The following is a 20,661-nucleotide window of genomic DNA, read 5'->3' on the forward strand; positions in this document are numbered from 1 at the left end:
GCATACCGCCCTGACCGGTTACGCAGGGGCATGCCGGGCGCAGCTGTCCCCCCAAAAGCGCGACATAACCGGCAAAACGCGCCCCCTGCTGCCCGGCTGGGGGCGCTTTGAATTTCCCCTGCAGTGCTGAACTGCCTGGCCGGCCCGCTCTGGCCCGTCCAGTTGCGGATCAATCGCACGCTCAGCTGGCTTCCGGCGCGACTTTCCCTTGCCCTTGGCGGCCAGATCAGGCACCAATCCCGCGAATTGGCCCCTGACAGCAGGGAAGAGGGATAAGGACCGACTGCGATGACCGACGGATTTGTGGATATGGATGCGAAACCGACCGAAACGATTTCGGTGCGCGATGTGTTCGGGATCGACACTGACATGACGGTCAAGGGCTTTGCCGACAGCTCAGAGCGCGTTCCGGCGATGGACCACACCTACAAGTTCGACCCGGAAACCACGCTGGCGATTCTGGCGGGCTTCAGCCACAACCGCCGGGTGATGATCCAGGGCTACCACGGCACCGGTAAATCGACCCATATCGAACAGGTTGCGGCGCGGCTGAACTGGCCCTCCGTGCGGGTGAATCTGGACAGCCACATCTCCCGGATCGACCTCATTGGCAAGGACGCGATCAAGCTGCGCGACGGCAAGCAGGTGACTGAGTTCCACGAGGGCATCCTGCCCTGGGCGCTGCGCAACCCGGTTGCGATCGTGTTCGACGAATACGACGCGGGCCGCGCCGACGTGATGTTTGTGATCCAGCGGGTGCTGGAGCATGACGGCAAGCTGACCCTCTTGGACCAGAACGAGATCATCACTCCGAACCCGTTCTTCCGCCTGTTTGCCACCGCAAACACCGTCGGCCTCGGCGATACCACCGGGCTCTATCACGGTACCCAGCAGATCAACCAGGCACAGATGGACCGCTGGTCGCTGGTCTCGACCCTGAACTACCTGAGCCATGACGCCGAAAGCGCCATCGTCCTGTCCAAGGCGCCGCATTACAACACCGCCGAGGGCCGCAAGAAGATCTCCCAGATGGTAACCGTTGCAGACCTCACCCGCACAGCCTTCATGAACGGCGACCTGTCGACCGTGATGTCGCCGCGGACGGTGATCAACTGGGCCCAGAACGCCGAGATCTTCCGCAATGTGGGTTATGCCTTCCGCCTGTCGTTCCTGAACAAATGCGACGAGCTGGAGCGCCAGACCGTGGCCGAGTTCTACCAGCGCTGCTTTGACGAGGAGCTGCCGGAGAGCGCCGCGAGCGTTTCGCTGGGCTAACTGGTAAAATGCCGCCCGGCCGCAGGCCGGGCAGCGCCCGACCCGCCCCCCACGGGGCGGGCGCTTCTCGCCCACCCCGCCGGGCCGGCCGCTGCCCTTTCCGCAGCACACTCGCTGGACTTTCAATCAGGCAAGGGCGATGCTGACTGGCGGAAAAGGTGCGACCATGAAAAAGCCGAACGACAACCCAGCCGATCCGTTCAAGAAGGCGCTGGCCGAAGCCACCAAGGTGATGGCCGACGACCCGGAACTGTCGGTCAGCTATACCGTCGACCCCTCGGGGCTGTCGGGCGACTCGATGCGGCTGCCGCAGGTCTCCCGCCGGATGACCCGCGAGGAGGTGCTGCTGGCCCGTGGCACCGCGGATGCGCTGGCGCTGCGCCACAAGTTCCACGACGACGCTACCCACGCCAAATATGTGCCGCAGGGCGAAATGGCCCGCGACCTCTATGAGGCGATGGAAACCGCCCGCTGCGAGGCGATGGGCGCGCGGCATATGCCCGGCACCGCGTCGAACATCGACGTCAAGATCCGCAACGAGTCGATCCGCCGCGGCTATGACCAGATGAAGTCCTCCTCCGAGGCGCCGCTGGCTGCCGCCGCGGGCTATCTGGTGCGCCATCTAGCAACCGGCCGCGAGTTGCCCGAAGGCGCGGGCAACATCATGGAGCTGTGGCGCGGGTTCATCGAATCCCAGGCCGGCGGCACGCTGGAGAACCTGGACGAAACCATTGCCGACCAGGCCGCCTTTGCCAAGCTGGCACGGCAGGTAATCTCCGACCTTGGCTATGGCGACCAGTTGGGCGACGACCCGGATGAGCTGGACGACGAGGCCAATGATGAGGCCGAGGACAACGCCGAGGAGCAGCAGGATCCGGACAGCACCGGCCAGGACGATAGCGAGGAGGAGCAGGCCGACGCCTCTCCTGAGCAGAGCCAGGAGCAGCAGCAGGACGAGAGCCAAGCCCAGGTCTCGATGGACGAAATGGCCGACGATGATCTGGCCGAGGACACCGAGATGCCCGATGGCGAGGCGCCGCTGGAGCCGCCTGCCCCGCCGCCGGTCTCTGACGCCGACCCGGACTACAAGGTGTTCCTGGATGCCCATGATGAGGAAATCAACGCCGAGGAACTGGCCGAGCCTGCCGAGCTGGAGCGCCTGCGCGCCTATCTCGACCAGCAGCTGGAGCCGCTGAAGGGCGCCGTCAGCCGTTTGGCGAACAAGCTGCAGCGCCGCCTGCAGGCGCAGCAGAACCGCTCCTGGGAGTTTGACCGCGAGGAAGGCATCCTGGATGCCGGCCGCCTGGCGCGGGTGGTTGCCAACCCGACCACGCCGCTCAGCTTCAAGGTCGAAAAGGACACCGAGTTCCGCGACACTGTGGTGACGCTGCTGCTCGACAACTCCGGCTCGATGCGCGGCCGCCCGATTTCCATCGCGGCGATCTGCGCCGACGTGCTGGCCCGCACGCTGGAGCGCTGCAACGTGAAGGTTGAAGTCCTCGGCTTCACCACCCGCGCCTGGAAAGGCGGCATGGCGCGCGAGGCCTGGCTGAACGACGGCCGCCCGCAGCAGCCCGGCCGCCTGAACGACCTGCGCCACATCATCTACAAGGGCGCCGACGCCCCGATGCGCCGCACCCGCGCCAATCTGGGCCTGATGATGAAAGAGGGCCTCTTGAAGGAAAACATCGACGGCGAGGCGCTGGAATGGGCGCACCGGCGGATGGTGGCGCGGCGCGAGGCCCGCAAGATCCTGATGGTGATCTCCGACGGCGCGCCGGTGGATGATTCGACGCTGTCAGTGAACCCGGCGAACTATCTGGAGAAGCACCTGCGCGATGTGATTGCGATGGTGGAGAAGCGCAAGCAGGTGGAGCTGCTGGCGATTGGCATCGGCCATGACGTGACCCGCTATTATGAGCGTGCGGTGACGATCACCGATGTTGAGCAGCTGGCCGGCGCCATGACCGAACAGCTGGCCGCCCTGTTCGACAGCGACCCGCGCGCCCGCGCCCGGGTAATGGGCATCAAACGGGCCAGCTGATCCTGTAGCGGACAAAGGCAAGGGCGCGCTCCCGCGCCTTTGGCCTGCATCTGCAGATGCCGTCCTCAGCCTTGGGCATGGCCGCGCGCTGACGCGCGCGGCGGCGCCGGATGCCCTGCATCCGGCGCGTGGCCCAACGGGCCGCAGCGCATCTTGGATGCGCCAAGGCCGGGCGGGAGCCTCCCCCGATTCAAGCCTTCCCGCTTGTTCCGTCAGGTCCCGGCAAATCTCTCTGCCGCCGCCCTTGCCAGCCGCAGGGGTATTTGGGACAAGAAGGGGCGCGCGGCTGCTCAGCCCCGCGCCTTTTCTTTGCTGCGGCCCTCAGGGTTTCCCCTGCTGCCGCCCCGCCCCATTAGCAGGAGAGACGCCGATGTATCAGACCTTTGACGTGACCGCCCGCCCGGACCAGGGCCCGCCCCGTCTGGCTGCCCTGCGCAAGGAACTGGCGGCAGAAGGTCTCGACGGTTTCCTGGTGCCGCGCGCCGATGCCCATCAGGGTGAATATGTGGCGCCGCATGATGAGCGCCTTTCCTGGCTCACCGGCTTCACCGGCTCCGCAGGCTTTTGCGCGGTGCTGCAGGAGATTGCCGGCGTCTTCATCGACGGCCGCTACCGCACCCAGGTGAAACGGCAGGTCGCCGCGGAGTATACCCCAGTGCCCTGGCCCGATGTGCAGCTGGCGGACTGGCTGAAGGAACAGCTGCCCAGCGGCGGCAAGGTGGGCTTTGATCCCTGGCTGCATGCTGCGGGACAAATCACCTCGCTGGAAAAGGAGCTGAAGGGCAGCGGCATCACCCTGGTTCAATGCGATAACCTGGTGGACCGGATCTGGGCGGACCAGCCCGCGCCGCCGATGAACCCGGTGGCCGCGCACCCGCTGGACTACGCAGGCGAAAGTGCGGCGGACAAATGCGCGCGGCTGGCCAAGGGACTGCGCGAGGCAGGCCAGGCGGCGGCGGTCATCACCCTGCCCGACAGCATCATGTGGCTGTTGAACATCCGCGGCAGCGACGTGGCCCGCAACCCGGTGGCGCATGGCTTTGCCATCCTGCACGATGACGCGCGGGTGGACCTGTTCATGGCTGCGGAGAAGCTGGACGGGCTTGAGGGCCACTTTGACAGCTCCGTCACCGTGCATTCGCCGGAAGACTTCCTCAAAGCCACTGCAGCACTCAACGGGTCAGTCGCTGCCGACTCCGGCACCGTGCCGCAGATCGTGGCGGACAAGCTGGGCGAACGGCTGGTGCCCGCAGGCGACCCCTGCGCCCTGCCCAAGGCCCGCAAGAACGCCGCCGAGATCGCGGGCAGCGCGGCAGCGCATCTGCGTGACGGTGCCGCCATCGTGGAGATGCTGGCCTGGCTGGATGCGCAAGCCCCCGGCACCATCACCGAAATCGACGTGGTGAAGAAGCTGGAGAGCCTGCGCCGCGAGGACCCGGCCCTGCGCGACATCAGCTTTGAAACCATCGCAGGTACCGGCGAGAACGGCGCCGTCATGCATTACCGTGTGACCGAAGAAACCGACACTCGGCTGGAGGACGGCCATCTGCTGGTGATGGACAGCGGCGGCCAGTATCTGGACGGTACCACCGACATCACCCGCACCATCGCCATCGGCACCCCGGGCGAGGAGGAGCGCGCCGCCTACACCCGCGTGCTGCAGGGCATGATCGCCATGTCCCGCCTGCGCTGGCCTAAAGGGCTGGCGGGCCGTGACATCGAATGCATCGGCCGGATGCCGCTGTGGCTGGCAGGCCAGGACTTCAACCACGGGCTTGGCCACGGCGTCGGAGCTTACTTGAGTGTGCATGAAGGCCCGCAGCGGCTGGCGCGCACCAGCCATGTGCCGTTTGAGCCCGGCATGATCCTGTCCAATGAGCCGGGATACTACCGCGAGAGTGCCTTTGGCATCCGGATCGAGAACCTTCTGGTTGTTGAAACCGCCCCGGCCCTTGACACCAGCGACGCAGAGCGCGACATGCTGTGCTGGCGCACGCTCACCTTTGCCCCGGTTGACCGGCGGCTGGTGAATGCCTCCATGCTGACAGCAGACGAGAAAGACTGGCTCGACAGCTACCACCAGGAGGTTCTGGCAAAAATCGGCCCGCAGCTCAGCCCCGCCGCAAAGGCGTGGCTTGATGCCGCAACCGCCCCCTTGTGACACGGCAGTGTTACATAGGCTGAACACAAGACGACAAGACCGAAGAGAATGGGAAAACACGCATGACCACTATCCGTATCCGCAAGGCCGAAGGCACCTGGACTGTCCGCTCAGGCGGCGCCGTATTGGGGGAAACCTCCAATGCACTGGAGCTGTCGGAGGGCGATCTGGATCCGGTCATCTATTTCCCGCGCGAAGACATTGCGATGGCGTTCCTGGACCGCACCAGCAAGACCACCCACTGCCCGCACAAGGGTGACGCCAGCTATTTCTCGATCGCCAACAAGTCCTCGGTGACCGAAAACGCCGCTTGGAGCTATGAGGACCCCAAGGATGAAGTTGCAGAGATCAAGGGCCACCTGGCCTTTGTGCTGAGCGACTCCGTCAAGGTGGAACAGGTCTGAACCGCCCGCCCGGCTTCACTGCGGGAGTTTCGCGCAGCTGCGGCCGTCCTGCCAGACGGCAATAAGTTAAAAAAACAAGCACCGGTGCCTTGGCGCCGGTGTTTTCACTTGGGGGTTCTTAGGCCGGCAAAGCCCTGCCGCTGTCCAAAACAGCGGCTGTCTGCCGTCCGGCACAATCTAAGGGGATCAGGTCAGGAGGGCCCGGCTGAGGTTCAGCCTGGCTTGCTCCAAAGAGTCGCCTGCACCGAGAATATCCGTTTCGCGCGCACATTGGATTGCGTAGTTGATTGCCGCTTCCAGTGCTGCCCGTTCGTTTTCCCGCTCGTCCGCCTTGTGTTTCGCACCAGCCTCTTGCGGGCCAGTTTCGAAGTTTCGCATTTTGGTTGCCTGCCGATGTGAGTGTTTTTGCGACTTATTCACGTATTGTTGAGTCAGACTTTGATGCAGAGCAATGCGCAGATTAATTAATCCTTAACCTGTATCCAAAATCTCACATATCCGGGGAGCAACGCGGAAAGTTTCCCCTAAACCGGCACGGGTTTGCACTGGCGCCGCTGCAACTGCTCTGCCTGCCCTACCTGTGCTCCTCGGCGGCGGTGGCGGCCAGGGCGCGGTTGTAGGCCTTCAGCGCGTCCACATGATAGAGCGCACCGATGACCTGCTCCTTGCCGTCCTCTTCCATCACCACAGGCAGATAGGGCACATCGGCCCGGTCGAAAACCGGCATCGCCGCCTCCAGCGAGGCAGCCGCGCGGATGCACAGCCCCTCCTCCACCAGCGCCTGGCAGTCCTCCGGGCTGGCGCAGCGGCTATCGCCCATCGGCCGCATCACCGCGCCTGCGCGGATCAGCGCCAGCAGATAGGCCTGCGGCCCGGCGGCGCAGTGAATGTCGCGGCGCTCCAGCTGGGTCAGGAAGAAGGACCGGTCCACCAGCCGCGAGGCCAGCGCGGTGGACATGGAAACCGACACCATCACCGCCAGGCCAATCTGCCAGTCGCCGGTGAGTTCAAACACAATGAGGGTGGTTGAAATCGGCGCACCCAGCACCGCGGCCGCCACTGCCCCCATGCCGGCAAAGGCGTAGAGCGTGTGGGTGCCAGACACATCCGGCAGCACCGAGGTGGCGATCAGGCCGAAGGCCAGCCCGGTCAGCGCGCCGATCATAAGCGAGGGCGAGAACACCCCGCCGCCCATGCGCCCGCCCATGGTGATGGCCACGGCGGCGGTCTTGACCACGGTGAAGATCACCGCCTGCCCCAGCAGCAAACCCCCGGTCAGCGCCAGCACGGTGGTTTCATAGCCGACGCCGATGATATGCGGGAACCAGACCGCAATCACACCCAGCATGGCGCCGGACACAGCAGGGCGCAGCCAGCGCGGCAGCATCAGGCGTTTCTGCACCGCATTGCCCACCTTGTCGGCAAAGAAGATTGCCCGCATCTGCGCGACGGCCACCAGGCCGCAGATCAGCCCGAGGATCAGGAAGGCGGGCAGCTCCACATAGAACTGCAGCGCACCGGGCGTGTTGAGGGTGAATTCGGTCACGTCGCCGTATTCCAGCCGGTTGATTACGGTGCCCGCGACCGAGGCCACCACGATCGGCGCAAAGGCGTTGACGGAGAAATGCCGCAGCACCACCTCCATCGCAAACAGCGCGCCGGCAATCGGCGCGTTGAAGCTGGCAGAGACGCCCGCGGCCACCGCACAGCCCAACAGGTCGCGCCCGGTGATGCCGTCGGCGTTGATCCGGTTGCTGACCCAAGTGGAAATCACCCCGGCCAGGTGCACCACCGGCCCTTCCCGGCCCGTGGACCCGCCTGTTGAGAGCGTGATGAAGGAGGCCAGCGCCGAGGCCAGGCCCTCCTTGTGCTCCACCCGGCCGTCATGCAGCGCCGCGCCTTCGATCACATCGGCAACAGAGCGCACCCGGGCATCCGGAGTGAAGCGGTCGAGGATCAGCCCCACCACCAGCCCGCCGCCTGCAGCAATGCTGACCAGCACATACCAGGGCAGATCCTGCGCGTAGGAATGCAAGTAGTCGACATCCGGCGCGCCATAGACCCAGGCCTGCAGCGCCGCGATCCCCTTGCGGAAGAACAGCGCGGCAAAACCGGCGGCGATGCCGATCAGGAGCGCGATCAGCCAGAACTGGAACTGGCTCGGGCCGCGGTGGCGCAGCACCCGCCAGATGTCCTTGAGGCCGGCCAGCCATTGCAGGAGAATTGCGGAAAGGGACGAACGGATTTCTTGCACCATAACCTGTCAGCGGGTCTTTTTGTTTTCTGTGGCCCCTAGCTGCCACAGTCCGGTTAAAGAACCCTCACCCAGGCTATGGCGCTGGCGGGTCATCCCGCCAGCAGCGCGCGGGCCGCAGCGCGGGCCTCCTCGGTGATGGTATCACCGGACACCATCCGGGCAAGCTCATCCACCCGCTCGGACTCGGCCAGCGGCACCACCTGCGACAGGGTCATGCCGTCGACCACCTGCTTGCGCACCTGCCAGTGATGGCCGCCAAGGGCCGCAACCTGCGGCGAGTGGGTCACCACCAGCACCTGGCCGCTGCCAGCCAAGCTGCGCAGGCGCCGGCCCACGGCATCTGCCGTTGCCCCGCCGACGCCGCGGTCGATCTCGTCAAAAATCAGCGTCTTGCTGGAATCCTCACCGCGCAGGCAGACCTTCAGCGCCAGCAGGAACCGGCTCAGCTCGCCGCCGGAGGCAATCTTGTTCAGCGGGCCTGCCGGCGCGCCGGGGTTGGTAGCCACGGTAAATGCCACTGCGTCCATGCCCTCCGGCCCCGGCTCTGCCGTGGTGATGCGGGTCTCAAACACCGCGCGTTCCATCTTGAGCGGTGCCAGTTCTGCCATCACGGCCTTATCCAGCGCCGCAGCGCTTTGGCGGCGCACTGCGCCCAGCTGCTTGGCGGCCTCGGTATAGGCCGCCTCCGCGGTCTTCAGTGCTGCCTCCTGGTCGGCCAGATCCTGATCGCCCGCGTCCAATGCCGCCAGCTTGCTGCGCAGCGTTTCTGCGTAGCCTGCCAGCTCATCCGGCTGCACGTCGTGCTTGCGCGCCAGGCCACGGATCGCGAACAGGCGCTCCTCGCAATCTTCCAGCTCACCAGGGTTGAAATCAAGGCTGTCCAGCACCCGCTCAACCCCGTCCTGGGCATCGCCGAGTTCAATCATCGCGCGGCTGAGCGCCGCCAGCGGCTCATCCAGCCCGCCCTCGGCCTCCTGCCCCGCGACGCCTTCCAGCCAGCGCTGCGCCTCGCCCATTGCCGCCTCAGCACCCTCGCTCAGCAGCGCGTGGGCGCGGGCAATGTCGCCGCGGATACGCTCTGCCGCCTGCATCTGGCGGCGGCGGGTGTCCAGCGCCTCATCCTCGCCCGGCTGCGGGTCCAGCTTGTCCAGCTCCCCCACCGCGTGGCGCAGGAACTCTTCCTCGGCACGTACCGCTTCCAGCGCGGCGCGGGTGGCCGCCACCGTCTTGCGCGCCTTGGCAGCATCGCCCCAGGCGCTGCGCACAGAGGCCAGAAGCGCCTGCACCCCGGCGTATTGGTCCAGCAGCGCCATATGGCCGCGCGGGTTCAGCAAACCGCGGTCGTCATGCTGGCCGTGCAGTTCCACCAATGTCTCCGACAACGCCCGCAGCACCTCGCCCGAGCAGCGGCGGTCGTTGACCCAGGCAGTCTTGCGCCCCTCGGCGGTGTTCACCCGGCGCAGGATCAGCTCATTGCCGCCCGGCAGCCCGGCCTCTTCCAGAATGGCATGTGCGGGATGGCCTTCGCCCAGCTCGAACTCCGCCAGAACCTCGCCCTGGCTTGCCCCCTGGCGCACCAGTTCGGCGCGGCCGCGCCAGCCCAGAACAAAGCCGAGACTGTCGAGCAGGATCGATTTTCCTGCCCCGGTCTCGCCGGTCAGCACATTCAATCCGGGCTGAAAGTTCAGCTCCAGATGATCAATGATCAGGATATCCCGGATATCAAGCGCGCGCAGCATTGCCCCGCCCCATTGCCGCGGCGGCCGTTACAGCCACCGACCCTTGATCGTCTGGCGGTAAATCTGGCTCAGCCAGTTGTTGCCGCGGTCCTTGGGCTTGAGCCCATTTGCGGACAGCAGTTTGTAGCTGTCCTCGTACCAATCGGTGGACTGGAAGTTATGGCCCAGAATGGCCGCCGCAGTCTGCGCCTCGGCGGTCAGGCCCAGCGACAGGTAGGACTCGACCAGACGGTGCAGCGCTTCCGGCGTGTGGCTGGTGGTCTGGAAGTCCTCCACCACCACCCGGAAGCGGTTGATCGCAGAGGAGTAATGGCCGCGGCGCAGGTAATAGCGGCCGATCTCCATCTCCTTGCCCGCCAGGTGGTCAAAGGCCAGGTCGAATTTCAGGATCGCCGAATTGGCATATTCACTGTCAGGGTAGACCTCGATCACGGTGCGCAGCGCCTGCAGCGCCTGGAAGGTCAGCCCCTGGTCACGGCCCACTTCATCGATCTGGTCATAATAGCTGAGCGCCAGCAGATACTGGGCATAGGCCGCGTCTTCATCCGCCGGGTAGAAGTCGATGAACCGCTGCGCGGCGGCGCGGCTGTTCTCGTAATCCTTGACCTGATGATAGGAGAAGGCCTGCATGATCACTGATTGCTTGGCCCATTCGGAATAGGGGTACAGGCGCTCGATCTCGGAAAAGTAATAAACCGCATCCTTGGGACGGCGGTTGGCCAGTTCGAACTCCGCCCGCTCATAAATCTGATCCGGCGGGAAAGCTTCGACCGACTCGCCGCGCTTCACCGCGCCGCCGTCGCCGCCGCAGCCTGCAAGGGCCGCCATCAAAAGGACTGCGCCGAGGGTTTTGGCTCCTGCCCTGATGCCGTTCATTGTGCCTCACCTCACCGTCATTGCCTTACGGGTGTATGCCCCGGTTATGCCGTCTCTAGCATATTCAAATGGCGCGCAAAACGCCTTTCGACACTTCCGCACTCACATGGCAGAGAAAGCCGTCCATGGTCAAGGCTGCCCTGCCGTTCCCGCCCCGTACCGCGCCGCCGCACAGGAAAAGACCCGGGACACTCACGTCCCGGGCCAGTCTGTCCGCTCGTAGTTTGGTCTTCTGCCTTATGCCACGCGGCGCTGCTCGGCCGGGATTTCCGACCAGATCAGCCCCTGCCCCGGCAGCCGTGCGGTCATCGCTGCATCGCAGGCGACGGCCCGGACCGCATCCGGCTGCGCAAACAGGGCCCGCAGCAAAGTGTTGGTCAGCGCGTGCCCCGCGCGCTCGCCAACGTAGCGCCCCAAGATCGGCCCCCCAGCCAGTGCCAGATCCCCCAGTGCATCCAGCATCTTGTGGCGTACAGGCTCGTCCGAGTGGCGCAGACCTGCGCCGCTCTCGACACGTTCCCCGTCAAACACAACGGCGTTCTCGCCCGGCTTGCCGCCGAGAGCGAGGCCGTTGGCCTGCATTGTTTCAACATCTGCCTGGCGGCAGAAGGTGCGGCTGTCGCACAGCTCACGCGCAAAGCTGCCATTGCGCATGTCCAGAACCTTGCTCTGGCGGCCGATGGCGGCCTCGGCAAAGTCGATGTGGAATTCGATGGTCAGCCGATCGCTGGGCAGCAGGGTGGCGCGGGCGCCATCCTTCTCCACCGTCACCGGCTTCAGAATTTCATAAGCCATGATCGGTGCGCCCAGGCGCTGCACGCCGTGCTGCATGATGCCGCGCACAAACGGGGCCGAGGAGCCATCCACGATCGGCACTTCCGGGCCGTCGATTTCGATCAGGGCATTGTGCACACCACAGCCGGCGAGCGCCGCCATGATGTGCTCAACAGTGGAAACGCTGACGCCGGAGCCATTGACCAGCCGGGTGCAGAGCGGGCTGCGCTCCACCAGATCCCAGCGGGCCGGAACCACGGTGTTGCCCAATGCAATGTCGGTGCGCTTGAACACGATGCCGTGCCCCGCCGGAGCCGGGATCAGAACCATGCGTGCGGGTTTGCCGGAGTGCAGGCCGACCCCTTCGAAAGCCACCGATGCTTTGAGCGTATTCTGCACGTTGCGCCTCATTCCACTGTTTCCGGCCTCGGGGGCCGTGTTGCGGATGAGAGTTAAGGTTTTGCTTAAAAACGCACAACTCAATCTTTGTAACGGATTGAAACATGGATGTAACAGGTCGGCAAAACACCGCTCAGATCACCGCAAGAGCTTGAAATACAAAAATAAAAAGCCGCCCGAAGGCGGCTTTTCAAGCGCGATATGTGATGCTTCAGTTTGCCTGGCGGCGCAGGAAAGCGGGGATTTCGATGCGTTCCTGATCCGGATCCGCCTGCTGCTGCTGTGCCTGCTGCGGCTGGGCTGCCGGTGCGTGCGCGTGCATTGCGGGTTGCTGGCGGACCGCCTGCGGCTGCTGTTTCGCGGCCGGGGCGTCATTGCTGCCGGTCATCCGGTGGATCAGCGAATTCAGGCCAAAGCGGCGCTGCCCTTCCGGCTGCTGCTGCTGCGTTTGCTGCTGTTGCTGCGGCGCCTGGGCTGCAGGGGCTGCAGGACGCACGGCCTGCGGAGCCTGTTGCTGCTGCGGCTGCTGCACTCGCTGGGCGGCGGCCTGCAGACGCTCCAGCGCTTGCGGCGACGGGGTGCCCGGCGCGGGCGCCTTGGGGGCGACAAAGGCAGCTTGCGGAGCCTCTGCAACATCTGCCTGCGGACGGAACTCCGGCACCTGCGGCTGGTAGGCGGGGGGCGGCAGGCCGTCGTCATCCAGCTGCTCAACTTCTTCAAACACGTCTTCTGCCTGCTCCTGAGCGGCAGCCTGCTGCACGTTCAGCTCTTCGAACAGCGACGGCTCTTCCAGAGCGGCGGCGGCAGGCGCTTCCTGCACTGGTTCAGGCGCGGTCTCAGCGGCGGCGGGCTGCTGAACCGGGGTTTCCAGCTCCAGCGGCGCGGCGCGGTTTTCCTCGACGCTGACGGTCTGGCGCAGCGGCGCCGACATCGGGCGGCGCGGTACCGGCATGTCGGTGTTCACGTCGGTTGCGTCGATGCCGGTGGCAACGACGGAGACCCGCATCTTGCCTTCCATGCCGGTATCCAGGGTGGAACCGACGATGATGTTGGCATCCGGGTCCACTTCCTCGCGGATGCGGTTGGCGGCCTCGTCCAGTTCGAACAGGGTCAGGTCGTGCGAGCCGGTGATGTTGATCAGCACGCCTTTGGCGCCTTTGAGGCTGATTTCGTCCAGCAGCGGGTTGGCGATCGCCTTCTCGGCGGCCTGGACCGCGCGGTCCTCGCCCTCGCCCTCGCCGGTGCCCATCATCGCCTTGCCCATCTCGTCCATCACGGCGCGGACGTCGGCAAAGTCGAGGTTGATCAGGCCCGGGCGGACCATCAGGTCGGTCACGCCTTTGACGCCCTGGTACAGCACGTCATCGGCCATCGAGAACGCCTCGGTGAAGGTGGTCTTCTCGTTGGCAAGGCGGAACAGGTTCTGGTTCGGGATGATGATCAGCGTGTCGACCACCTTCTGCAGGCTTTCAACACCGGCCTCGGCCTGGCGCATCCGCTTGAGGCCCTCGAACTGGAACGGCTTGGTGACAACACCAACGGTCAGAACGCCCAGTTCCCGCGCGGCCTGCGCGATGATCGGCGCGGCGCCGGTGCCGGTGCCGCCGCCCATGCCCGCGGTAATGAAGCACATATGCGCGCCCGCCAGATGATCGACGATCTGCTCGATGCTCTCCTCAGCCGCGGCAGAGCCCACCTGCGGGCGGGCGCCTGCGCCCAGACCTTCGGTGACTTTGATACCCAGTTGCACGCGGCTTTTGGCAGCGCTCTGCTGCAGCGCCTGCGCATCGGTATTGGCCACGACGAATTCGACGCCATCCAATTCCTTGGCGATCATGTTGTTGACGGCATTGCCGCCAGCGCCGCCGACACCGAACACGGTGATCTTCGGCTTCAACTCTTCATTCCCGGGCATCGAAAGGTTCAACGTCATGCTCATACCGCCTGTGTTACCTGCCCTTCCCGCAAAGGGCTTATTCCTGTCCTATTCACCATAATCTACCGCGGAGAGGGTGTTTCGTCATCCTAAAAAGCACGACGAACCACAAAATAAGGCCTCATTCTAAGGCAAAAATCGCGGTATTTCGCCGTCCCTAGCAGATATTGCGGATTGAGCACAAGCCACACACAACAAAACCTCTCCAGCCGCAAAATCGCTTTGCAGAGGAGGTCGGTTCCGAAACTTGGCTGGCCACTGCCCGGCCTGCTGAATCGCCGCGTTTGCCGCGGACGTTAAGCACAACTTAACGGGTGACTGGGGCGCTGTCACGCCCTCTTTGCCCGTTCCGGCTGAATTGATTTGCGGCTTTCGTCCCGGCTTTACCAGTTGTCGCGGAACCAGCGCACGGCACGGCCCAGGGTGCCTGCCGGATGGCGGCCTGCGGGCATCTCGAAATCCCACCATTCATCCTGCGGATGGGCGGCAAACAGGCACAGGCCGACGGCAGAGGCAAAGCCCGGCCCGGTTGCCGATTGCGGCAGGCCATGGACGCGCAGCGGGCGGCCCAGGCGGACCTGCTGGCCCAAAATGCGGCTTGCCAGCCCGTCCAGCCCCATGATCTGGCTGGAGCCGCCGGTCAGCACGATCTGCTGGCTCGGCAGGTATTCGAACCCGGCTGCATCCAGCCGCGCCCGCACCTCTTCCAGAATTTCCTCGACTCGGGGGCGCATGATGCCGATCAGCTCTGCCCGGCTGACGGTGCGGCGGTCGTGCTCCCAGTCGCCGGTGTCGCCGCCGATGTCGATGATTTCCCGGTCGTCGGCGCCGGTGGCATGCACCCCGCCGTTGAAAGTCTTGATCCGCTCCGCATTGGCCAGCGGCACGCCCAGCCCCATCGAAATGTCGCTCGTGATGTGATCGCCGCCCAGACGCACCGCGTCGGCATAGATCATGTGTTTCTTCATGAAGACAGAGATCGAGGTAGAGCCGCCGCCCATGTCGATACAGGCCGCGCCGAGCTCCTGCTCATCCTCGACCAGCGCCGAGAAGCCGGAGGCATAAGCCGAGGAAGCGATCCCCGCCAGCTCCAGGTCGCAGCGCTGGATGCAGCGCACCAGGTTCTGCACCGCTATGGCGTCCACCGTCAGCATGTGCATGTCGACCGCCAGCGTCTGCCCCATCTGGCCGCGCGGATCGCCCAGGCCGGAGCGGTTGTCGAGCGCGAAGTTCACGGGCTGCGCATGCAGCACCTCGCGCCCCGCCCCGTATTCCGGCACCTCGCAGGAGGCCAGCACCTGCGCCACCTCATGCTCGGAGACCACCTGCCCCTCAAGATCCAGCCTGGCATCCAGCCCGTAAGAGCGCGGATTGGCGCCGGAGAAACAGGCGATCACGTGATCAACCCGCACCTCTGCCATCTTCTGCGCCGCCTGCACCGCAGTGCGGATCGCACGCTCGGTCTCCTGCATGGCGTTGATCTCGCCGAACTGCACGCCGCGCGAACGGGTTGTGGCGGCGCCGATCACCCGGAACCCCGACTGCCCGGCCAGGGCGCCGATGGAGCCGTCCTCGCTGAGCCGCCCGGTGCCGTCAAAGCGCAGAACCAGGCAGGCGATCTTGGAACTGCCCACGTCCAGAATGGCCACCACACCGCGCTGCATCGCCTGGCGGCGCATCTGCCGCATCGCCCGTTGCGATTGATAAAGATCTGTCATGTTACTGCCCGCCCCCGTTCAACTGCCGGATCCGCCACCAGTTTTCCACTGAGTTTTCGGTCATCCGCACGGTGGGACGCCCAGCCAGACGCATATCCACCGCTGCCACATCGCGTTCCAGCAAATCCTGTACTTCACTGACCGCCAGCACCCGCTCCAGCGCCCGGACCGGGTTCTGCGCGGGCAGCATGATGCGCTGCTTGCGGTCCAGCACCACGTCCCAGCGCCGTTCGCCGACACGCACCAGTCCGCGCAGCCGCGGCCCCAGCGGTTTTGCTGCCGCAAACAGCCGCAGCGCCTGCGCCGCATGCTTGGCCGCCCCCTTGCCCGCGATCAGCGGCAGATCCGGGTGCAGGCTGCGGCGGCCCAGCTCGGCCACGTGAATGCCCTGCTCGTCCAGCAGCGCCAGCCCCTCGCGGCTGCGCCAGATCAGCGCCGGCTCGCGCTCCTCCACGTCAACCTGCAGGATGCCGCCGGGGCGGATCCTGACGCTGGCAGTCTTGACCGGGTCCAGCCCGGTGATCACGTCGCGGATCTGCTCCAGGTCCAGATCGAAGGAGCTGACCGGGAAGTCCAGCGGCACCACTTCGCGGATGTCGCGCGCCACACTGGCGCCGGCACCATCCACCGCCATCACTTTGACCATGAACTCCGGCCGTTCCTGGATCGCGGCACGGGCATCATTATAGAGCCCCACCAGCGTATCGCGCCGGGCCTCGTCCGCCAGATAGGCGCTGCCCGCCGCAAACACCAGGCAGAACGGCACCCCGAAACGCAGGCCAAAGCGGATGCCCGGCGTCAGCATCCAGCGCTGCAAACGGTATTTCAGCCGCGACGGCGCCGGATCGCACCGTCCCTCACCACCGCTGCGCCGGAACCGGTCCTTCAGCGGTTGCATGAGGCATCCTCCACCATCCAGGCGCAGAGCTGGCCAAAGGTCATGCCGCAGTGGGCCGCCTGTTCCGGCGCCAGCGAGGTCGGCGTCATGCCGGGCTGAGTGTTTGTTTCAAGCAGCACAAGGCCGCTGGCGCCGCGCGCCTCATCCCAGCGGAAATCGGTGCGGCTGACACCGCGGCAGCCCAGCACCTCATGCGCCTTCAGCGCGTATTCCAGGCACAGGTCGAAGATTTCCTGCGGCACATCGGCGGGCAGCACGTGGCGCGAGCCGCCGGGCTTGTACTTGGCGTCATAGTCATACCAGCCGTCGGTCAAAATATCGGTGACGGTCAGCGCCCGGTCGCCCACCACCGTGGTGGTCAGCTCGCGCCCCGGGGCATAAGTCTCAACCATCACCTCGGCGGGCATTTCCTCCGACAGCTGCGGCGGGCCGTTGGCAGCCTCATGCACGATATAAATGCCAACGCTGGAGCCCTCGTTGTTGGGCTTCACCACATAGGGCGGCGCCATCACGTGGCCTGCGCTCACGTCATCCTTGGCAAACAGGCCGCTATCAACCACCGGCAGTCCGGCGGTGCGGAAAACCTCCTTGGAGCGCTGCTTGTCCATTGCCAGCGCCGAGGCCAGCACCCCGGAATGGGTATAGGGGATCTGCAGCCATTCCAGCACGCCCTGGACGCAGCCATCCTCGCCCCAGCGCCCGTGCAGCGCGTTGAACACCACATCCGGTTTGATGTCCAACAGGCGCGCGTGCAGGTCAGCACCCGCATCCACCTCAACAACCTCGAACCCCTCACCGCGCAGCGCGGCCGCGCATTCACGGCCGCTGGATAGCGATACCTCGCGTTCGGCTGACGGTCCGCCCATCAGCATCGCGACTTTCGGGAGTGCCCTGCTCGACTTACTCACCACAAAACGCCTCAATATACGCGGGGCTTTTTGCCCCTGTTTCTTGGGACCCCTTGCAGGCCCGCCTTATCATTTTGCGCCGGGCTGATCCCGGCTGATTATTGCGGGGCTCGGCGCCCCTGAAACCGGCGGTGCTTTGCCGCCTTAGCGGCACCGTAACGCCCAAAATCTTACCGGCGTGTTAACAGTGCCTTTACCACGGTTAAGATTTCCGCTCCCCGGATCTGTGTCAGACCCTGTTCCTGCTCAAGCTGCCATTGCAGAAGCCTTTGCCGGCGCTCAAGATTTCCGGTTATTCGGGAAGCGGATCACCTATCCGCATGATTTCCCACTCTAGCGTGATGCCGGAATCTTCGTAAACCTTTTTCCGCACATCTTCGCCCAGCCCTTCCAAATCTGCGGCAGTTGCGCCACCGGTGTTGATCAGGAAGTTGGAATGCTTCTCGCTCATCTGCGCGCCGCCGCGCCGCGCGCCGCGCATGCCTGCGTTGTCGATCACTTTCCAGGCCTTGAGGTCATGCACATCATCGGCGCGGCCAGTAGAGGAGAACCCCGCCGGATTGCGAAAGGTGGAGCCGGCCGAACGGTCCCTTGTCGGCTGGGTTTCGTCCCGCTTTTGCAATTGCGCCGCCATCCGGGCGTGCAGCTCCTCCGGGTCGCCCTTGGGTCCGCGCAGGGTGGCGGAGACCAGCACCGCCCCCTCTGGAAACGCCGTCTGGCGGTATTGGAAAGCCAGCTCTTCCGCGCTGATCTCGCGGACCTCGCCCTGGCGGGTGACGATGGTGGCCGACACAAACACATCTGCGGTGTAGCTGCCGTAGCAGCCCGCGTTCATCCGCACCGCACCGCCGATGGAACCGGGAATGGTGCGCAGGAAGGTGAGGTCGGTTCCCGCATCCGCGGCTTTCTTCGCCACATGCGCGTCCAGCGCTGCAGCGCCCGCGGTCACCGTATCACCCTCAGTTTCGATGCTGTTAAAGCCGCGGCCCAGCCGGATCACCACCGCCCGCATGCCGCCGTCGCGCACGATCAGGTTGGAGCCGACCCCCATCGGAAACACCGGCACGCCCGGCTCCAGCTGGCGCAGGAAATCCGCCAGGTCGTCAATATCCGCGGGCTGAAACAGATGCTCCGCCGGTCCGCCGACCCGCAGCCAGGTCAGCTCCGCAAGCGGTTTCTGTCCGGTAAGGCGGCCACGCACCGCCGGAAGAATGATTTCACCTTGCGCCGCCATCGCCGTTTCCGTCCCAAATTCCATCCTGCAAGCGAGCACAGTCCGTAGACCAGGTGGCCGATGAAATAAAGGGATAACACGGTTTGGCGGCCAGTCTCCGCCGCAAACAACAGCAGGCCAGCCAGCAGGACCAGCACCATAAGCCAGATTACTGAGGCAACAATGGCCGCAGCCGCCTGCCTGGCCCGGGCAAGATTATAAAACGCCGCCAGCCATACGGCACCGAACAGCAGCCAGATTACAGTAACAGCAGCCAAAAGAGGCCTCCACCGCCAGCGGAAACGCGCTGGCGTCAAACAGGGTACACTGGGTATTCCCGTCTGATTATCAGGCCATCCGGAAGAAAAGGTTAAGCTTTCCCCAACGGCAGCCTTTTTGCGGAGGTTTACATTCCCAGCGTGCGCCTGACCCAGCGCCCGAAATACAGCACCGGCCAGCGCAGCACCGACATCCCGGCCAAGAGAACAACCAGCCCCCACCAGGGACCGTTCTCATAGGTGACATAGCCCAGCAGCGGAATGCCCAGCGCAATCAGCACATAGGCGCGCCGCCAATGGTTGTCGCGGCTGGGGATCATCGCCAGCACATTGGCAGCCAGCGCCCAGACGGCGGCCAGGGTCAGCGACAGCGTCATACCCCTAGCGCCCCAGCCGTTCCGGCAGGCCATTGGCCCAGGTGCTGATGGTGCCGGCGCCGAGGCAGACAACCATGTCGCCGGGCCGCGCCTGCTCGCGCACCAGGCGCTCCAGGTCTTCCTCGTTCAGGATGGCGCGGGCGTGGCGGTGGCCGTGGCGGATCAGGCCTGCCACCAGGTCATCGCGGCTGGCGCCCTCGATCGGGTCTTCTCCGGCAGAGAACACTTCGGCAATTGCCACCACGTCAGCCTCATTGAAGCAGGCGCAGAAATCGTCGAACAGGTTGGACAGGCGCGAGTAGCGGTGCGGCTGGTGCACCGCGATCACCCGGCCCTCGCTGGCCTGGCGCGCCGCTTTCAGCACCGCGGCGATCTCCACCGGGTGGTGGCCGTAGTCGTCGATGATGGTGACGCCGTTCACTTCGCCCACCTTGGTGAAGCGGCGATTCACCCCGCCAAAGGCTGCCAGCGCCTCGCGGATCTCGGTGCTGTTCATGCCCAGATGGCGGGCGACGGCAACCGCGGACAGCGCGTTGGAGACATTGTGATCCCCCGGCATCGGCAGTGTGCAGCCCTCGATCACGCGGTCCTCGGCCTGCAGCACCACGTCGAAATGCGCAACGCCCGCCTTGTAGGTCAGATTGACGGCGCGCACGTCCGCTTGCGCATTGAAGCCATAAGTCACCACGCGACGGTCGGAAATCCGGCCCACCAGCGCCTGCACCTCCGCGTGGTCGGTGCAGCAGACGGCAACGCCGTAGAACGGGATGTTGGAGACAAACTCCAGGAAGCCGTCGCGCAGCGTGTCGAAGTCGCCCCAATGCTCCATATGCTCAGGGTCGATGTTGGTGACGACCGCAATGGTTGCGGGCAGCCGGTTGAAGGAGCCGTCGCTCTCATCCGCCTCGACCACCATCCATTCGCCCTGCCCCATCCGCGCGTTGGAGCCATAGGCGTGAATGATGCCGCCGTTGACGATGGTCGGGTCAAAGCCGCCGGCCACCATCAGCTCTGCCATCATCGTGGTGGTGGTGGTCTTGCCGTGGGTGCCAGCAATGGCGACGTTGGACTTGAGCCGCATCAACTCCGCCAGCATGTCGGCCCGGCGCACCACCGGCAGGCCGCGCAGGCGGGCCTCGTCCAGTTCCGGGTTGCCTGGCTTGATCGCGGAGGAGATCACCACAACCGCGGCCTCTTCCAGGTTCTCTGCCTGCTGGCCCACGAAGATGCGCGCGCCCAGCTTCTCCAGCCGCTGAGTGATTTTGGAGGATTTCAGGTCCGAGCCCTGCACCATGTAGCCGAGGTTCAAGAGCACCTCGGCGATGCCCGACATGCCGATGCCTCCGATACCCACGAAATGGATCGGGCCGACATCGCCAGGCAGTTTGGTTGCAGGGTTCATAA

17 protein-coding genes are annotated in these 20,661 nt (G+C 65.0%); 4 read left to right on the top strand and 13 right to left on the bottom strand.

Translation table 11 applies throughout. The features are described 5' to 3' along the window. Positions 1–288 precede the first annotated feature (288 nt). The 4 genes from cobS (at position 289) to GC1_RS13400 (ending at position 5,884) form a co-directional block, all read left to right on the top strand. Positions 289–1,275 (top strand): cobaltochelatase subunit CobS, encoded by a 987-nt coding sequence (cobS, locus tag GC1_RS13385; RefSeq protein WP_019298280.1) that lies wholly within the window; start codon positions 289–291, stop codon positions 1,273–1,275. A 166-nt stretch (positions 1,276–1,441) separates the two neighbouring features. Beyond that, positions 1,442–3,319, top strand: coding sequence for a cobaltochelatase subunit CobT (gene cobT, locus GC1_RS13390; protein WP_019298281.1), 1,878 nt, complete (start codon positions 1,442–1,444; stop codon positions 3,317–3,319). A gap of 370 nt (positions 3,320–3,689) precedes the next feature. Next, complete coding sequence (locus GC1_RS13395; RefSeq protein WP_019298282.1) at positions 3,690–5,480, top strand: aminopeptidase P family protein; 1,791 nt, start codon at positions 3,690–3,692, stop codon at positions 5,478–5,480. Between the two features lie 62 nt (positions 5,481–5,542). Next, positions 5,543–5,884 (top strand): DUF427 domain-containing protein, encoded by a 342-nt coding sequence (locus GC1_RS13400; protein WP_019298283.1) that lies wholly within the window; start codon positions 5,543–5,545, stop codon positions 5,882–5,884. A gap of 186 nt (positions 5,885–6,070) precedes the next feature. Here GC1_RS13400 and GC1_RS13405 read toward each other — a convergent pair whose 3' ends face one another. The 13 genes from GC1_RS13405 to murC all read right to left on the bottom strand — a co-directional run bounded on the left by GC1_RS13405 (position 6,071) and on the right by murC (position 20,659). Beyond that, positions 6,071–6,262: a hypothetical protein gene (locus GC1_RS13405; protein ID WP_019298284.1), complete on the bottom strand. Its 192-nt coding sequence runs from the start codon at positions 6,260–6,262 to the stop codon at positions 6,071–6,073. Positions 6,263–6,458: 196 nt separating this feature from the next. Next, positions 6,459–8,141 (bottom strand): chloride channel protein, encoded by a 1,683-nt coding sequence (locus GC1_RS13410; protein ID WP_019298285.1) that lies wholly within the window; start codon positions 8,139–8,141, stop codon positions 6,459–6,461. Positions 8,142–8,230: 89 nt separating this feature from the next. Continuing rightward, entirely contained in the window at positions 8,231–9,880 is a 1,650-nt protein-coding gene (gene recN / locus GC1_RS13415) for a DNA repair protein RecN (RefSeq protein ID WP_019298286.1), read from the bottom strand. Positions 9,881–9,907: 27 nt separating this feature from the next. After that, on the bottom strand, positions 9,908–10,756 hold the full coding sequence (locus GC1_RS13420; RefSeq protein ID WP_019298287.1) for an outer membrane protein assembly factor BamD: 849 nt from the start codon (positions 10,754–10,756) through the stop codon (positions 9,908–9,910). A 237-nt stretch (positions 10,757–10,993) separates the two neighbouring features. Continuing rightward, on the bottom strand, positions 10,994–11,941 hold the full coding sequence (lpxC, locus tag GC1_RS13425) for a UDP-3-O-acyl-N-acetylglucosamine deacetylase (RefSeq protein WP_019298288.1): 948 nt from the start codon (positions 11,939–11,941) through the stop codon (positions 10,994–10,996). Between the two features lie 199 nt (positions 11,942–12,140). Beyond that, complete coding sequence (ftsZ, locus tag GC1_RS13430) at positions 12,141–13,862, bottom strand: cell division protein FtsZ (RefSeq protein WP_029205043.1); 1,722 nt, start codon at positions 13,860–13,862, stop codon at positions 12,141–12,143. A gap of 386 nt (positions 13,863–14,248) precedes the next feature. Next, a complete protein-coding gene (gene ftsA / locus GC1_RS13435; protein ID WP_019298290.1) occupies positions 14,249–15,583 on the bottom strand; it encodes a cell division protein FtsA in 1,335 nt (444 codons plus the stop codon). Position 15,584: 1 nt separating this feature from the next. Then, positions 15,585–16,481 (bottom strand): cell division protein FtsQ/DivIB, encoded by an 897-nt coding sequence (locus tag GC1_RS13440; protein WP_019298291.1) that lies wholly within the window; start codon positions 16,479–16,481, stop codon positions 15,585–15,587. Further along, positions 16,469–17,353, bottom strand: a complete 885-nt coding sequence (locus GC1_RS13445) for a D-alanine--D-alanine ligase (RefSeq protein WP_237754614.1) — start codon at positions 17,351–17,353, stop codon at positions 16,469–16,471. The genes GC1_RS13440 and GC1_RS13445 overlap by 13 nt, the downstream gene beginning before the upstream one ends. Positions 17,354–17,681: 328 nt before the next feature. After that, complete coding sequence (gene murB / locus GC1_RS13450; protein WP_019298293.1) at positions 17,682–18,623, bottom strand: UDP-N-acetylmuramate dehydrogenase; 942 nt, start codon at positions 18,621–18,623, stop codon at positions 17,682–17,684. Further along, a complete protein-coding gene (locus GC1_RS22860) occupies positions 18,548–18,880 on the bottom strand; it encodes a hypothetical protein (protein WP_152614071.1) in 333 nt (110 codons plus the stop codon). The genes murB and GC1_RS22860 overlap by 76 nt, the downstream gene beginning before the upstream one ends. 128 nt (positions 18,881–19,008) lie before the next feature. After that, complete coding sequence (locus GC1_RS13455; RefSeq protein ID WP_019298294.1) at positions 19,009–19,257, bottom strand: DUF2484 family protein; 249 nt, start codon at positions 19,255–19,257, stop codon at positions 19,009–19,011. Between the two features lie 4 nt (positions 19,258–19,261). After that, complete coding sequence (gene murC / locus GC1_RS13460; RefSeq protein WP_019298295.1) at positions 19,262–20,659, bottom strand: UDP-N-acetylmuramate--L-alanine ligase; 1,398 nt, start codon at positions 20,657–20,659, stop codon at positions 19,262–19,264. Positions 20,660–20,661: the final 2 nt, after the last annotated feature.

This window comes from Leisingera sp. ANG1, assembly GCF_000203975.2.
GTDB lineage: Bacteria > Pseudomonadota > Alphaproteobacteria > Rhodobacterales > Rhodobacteraceae > Leisingera.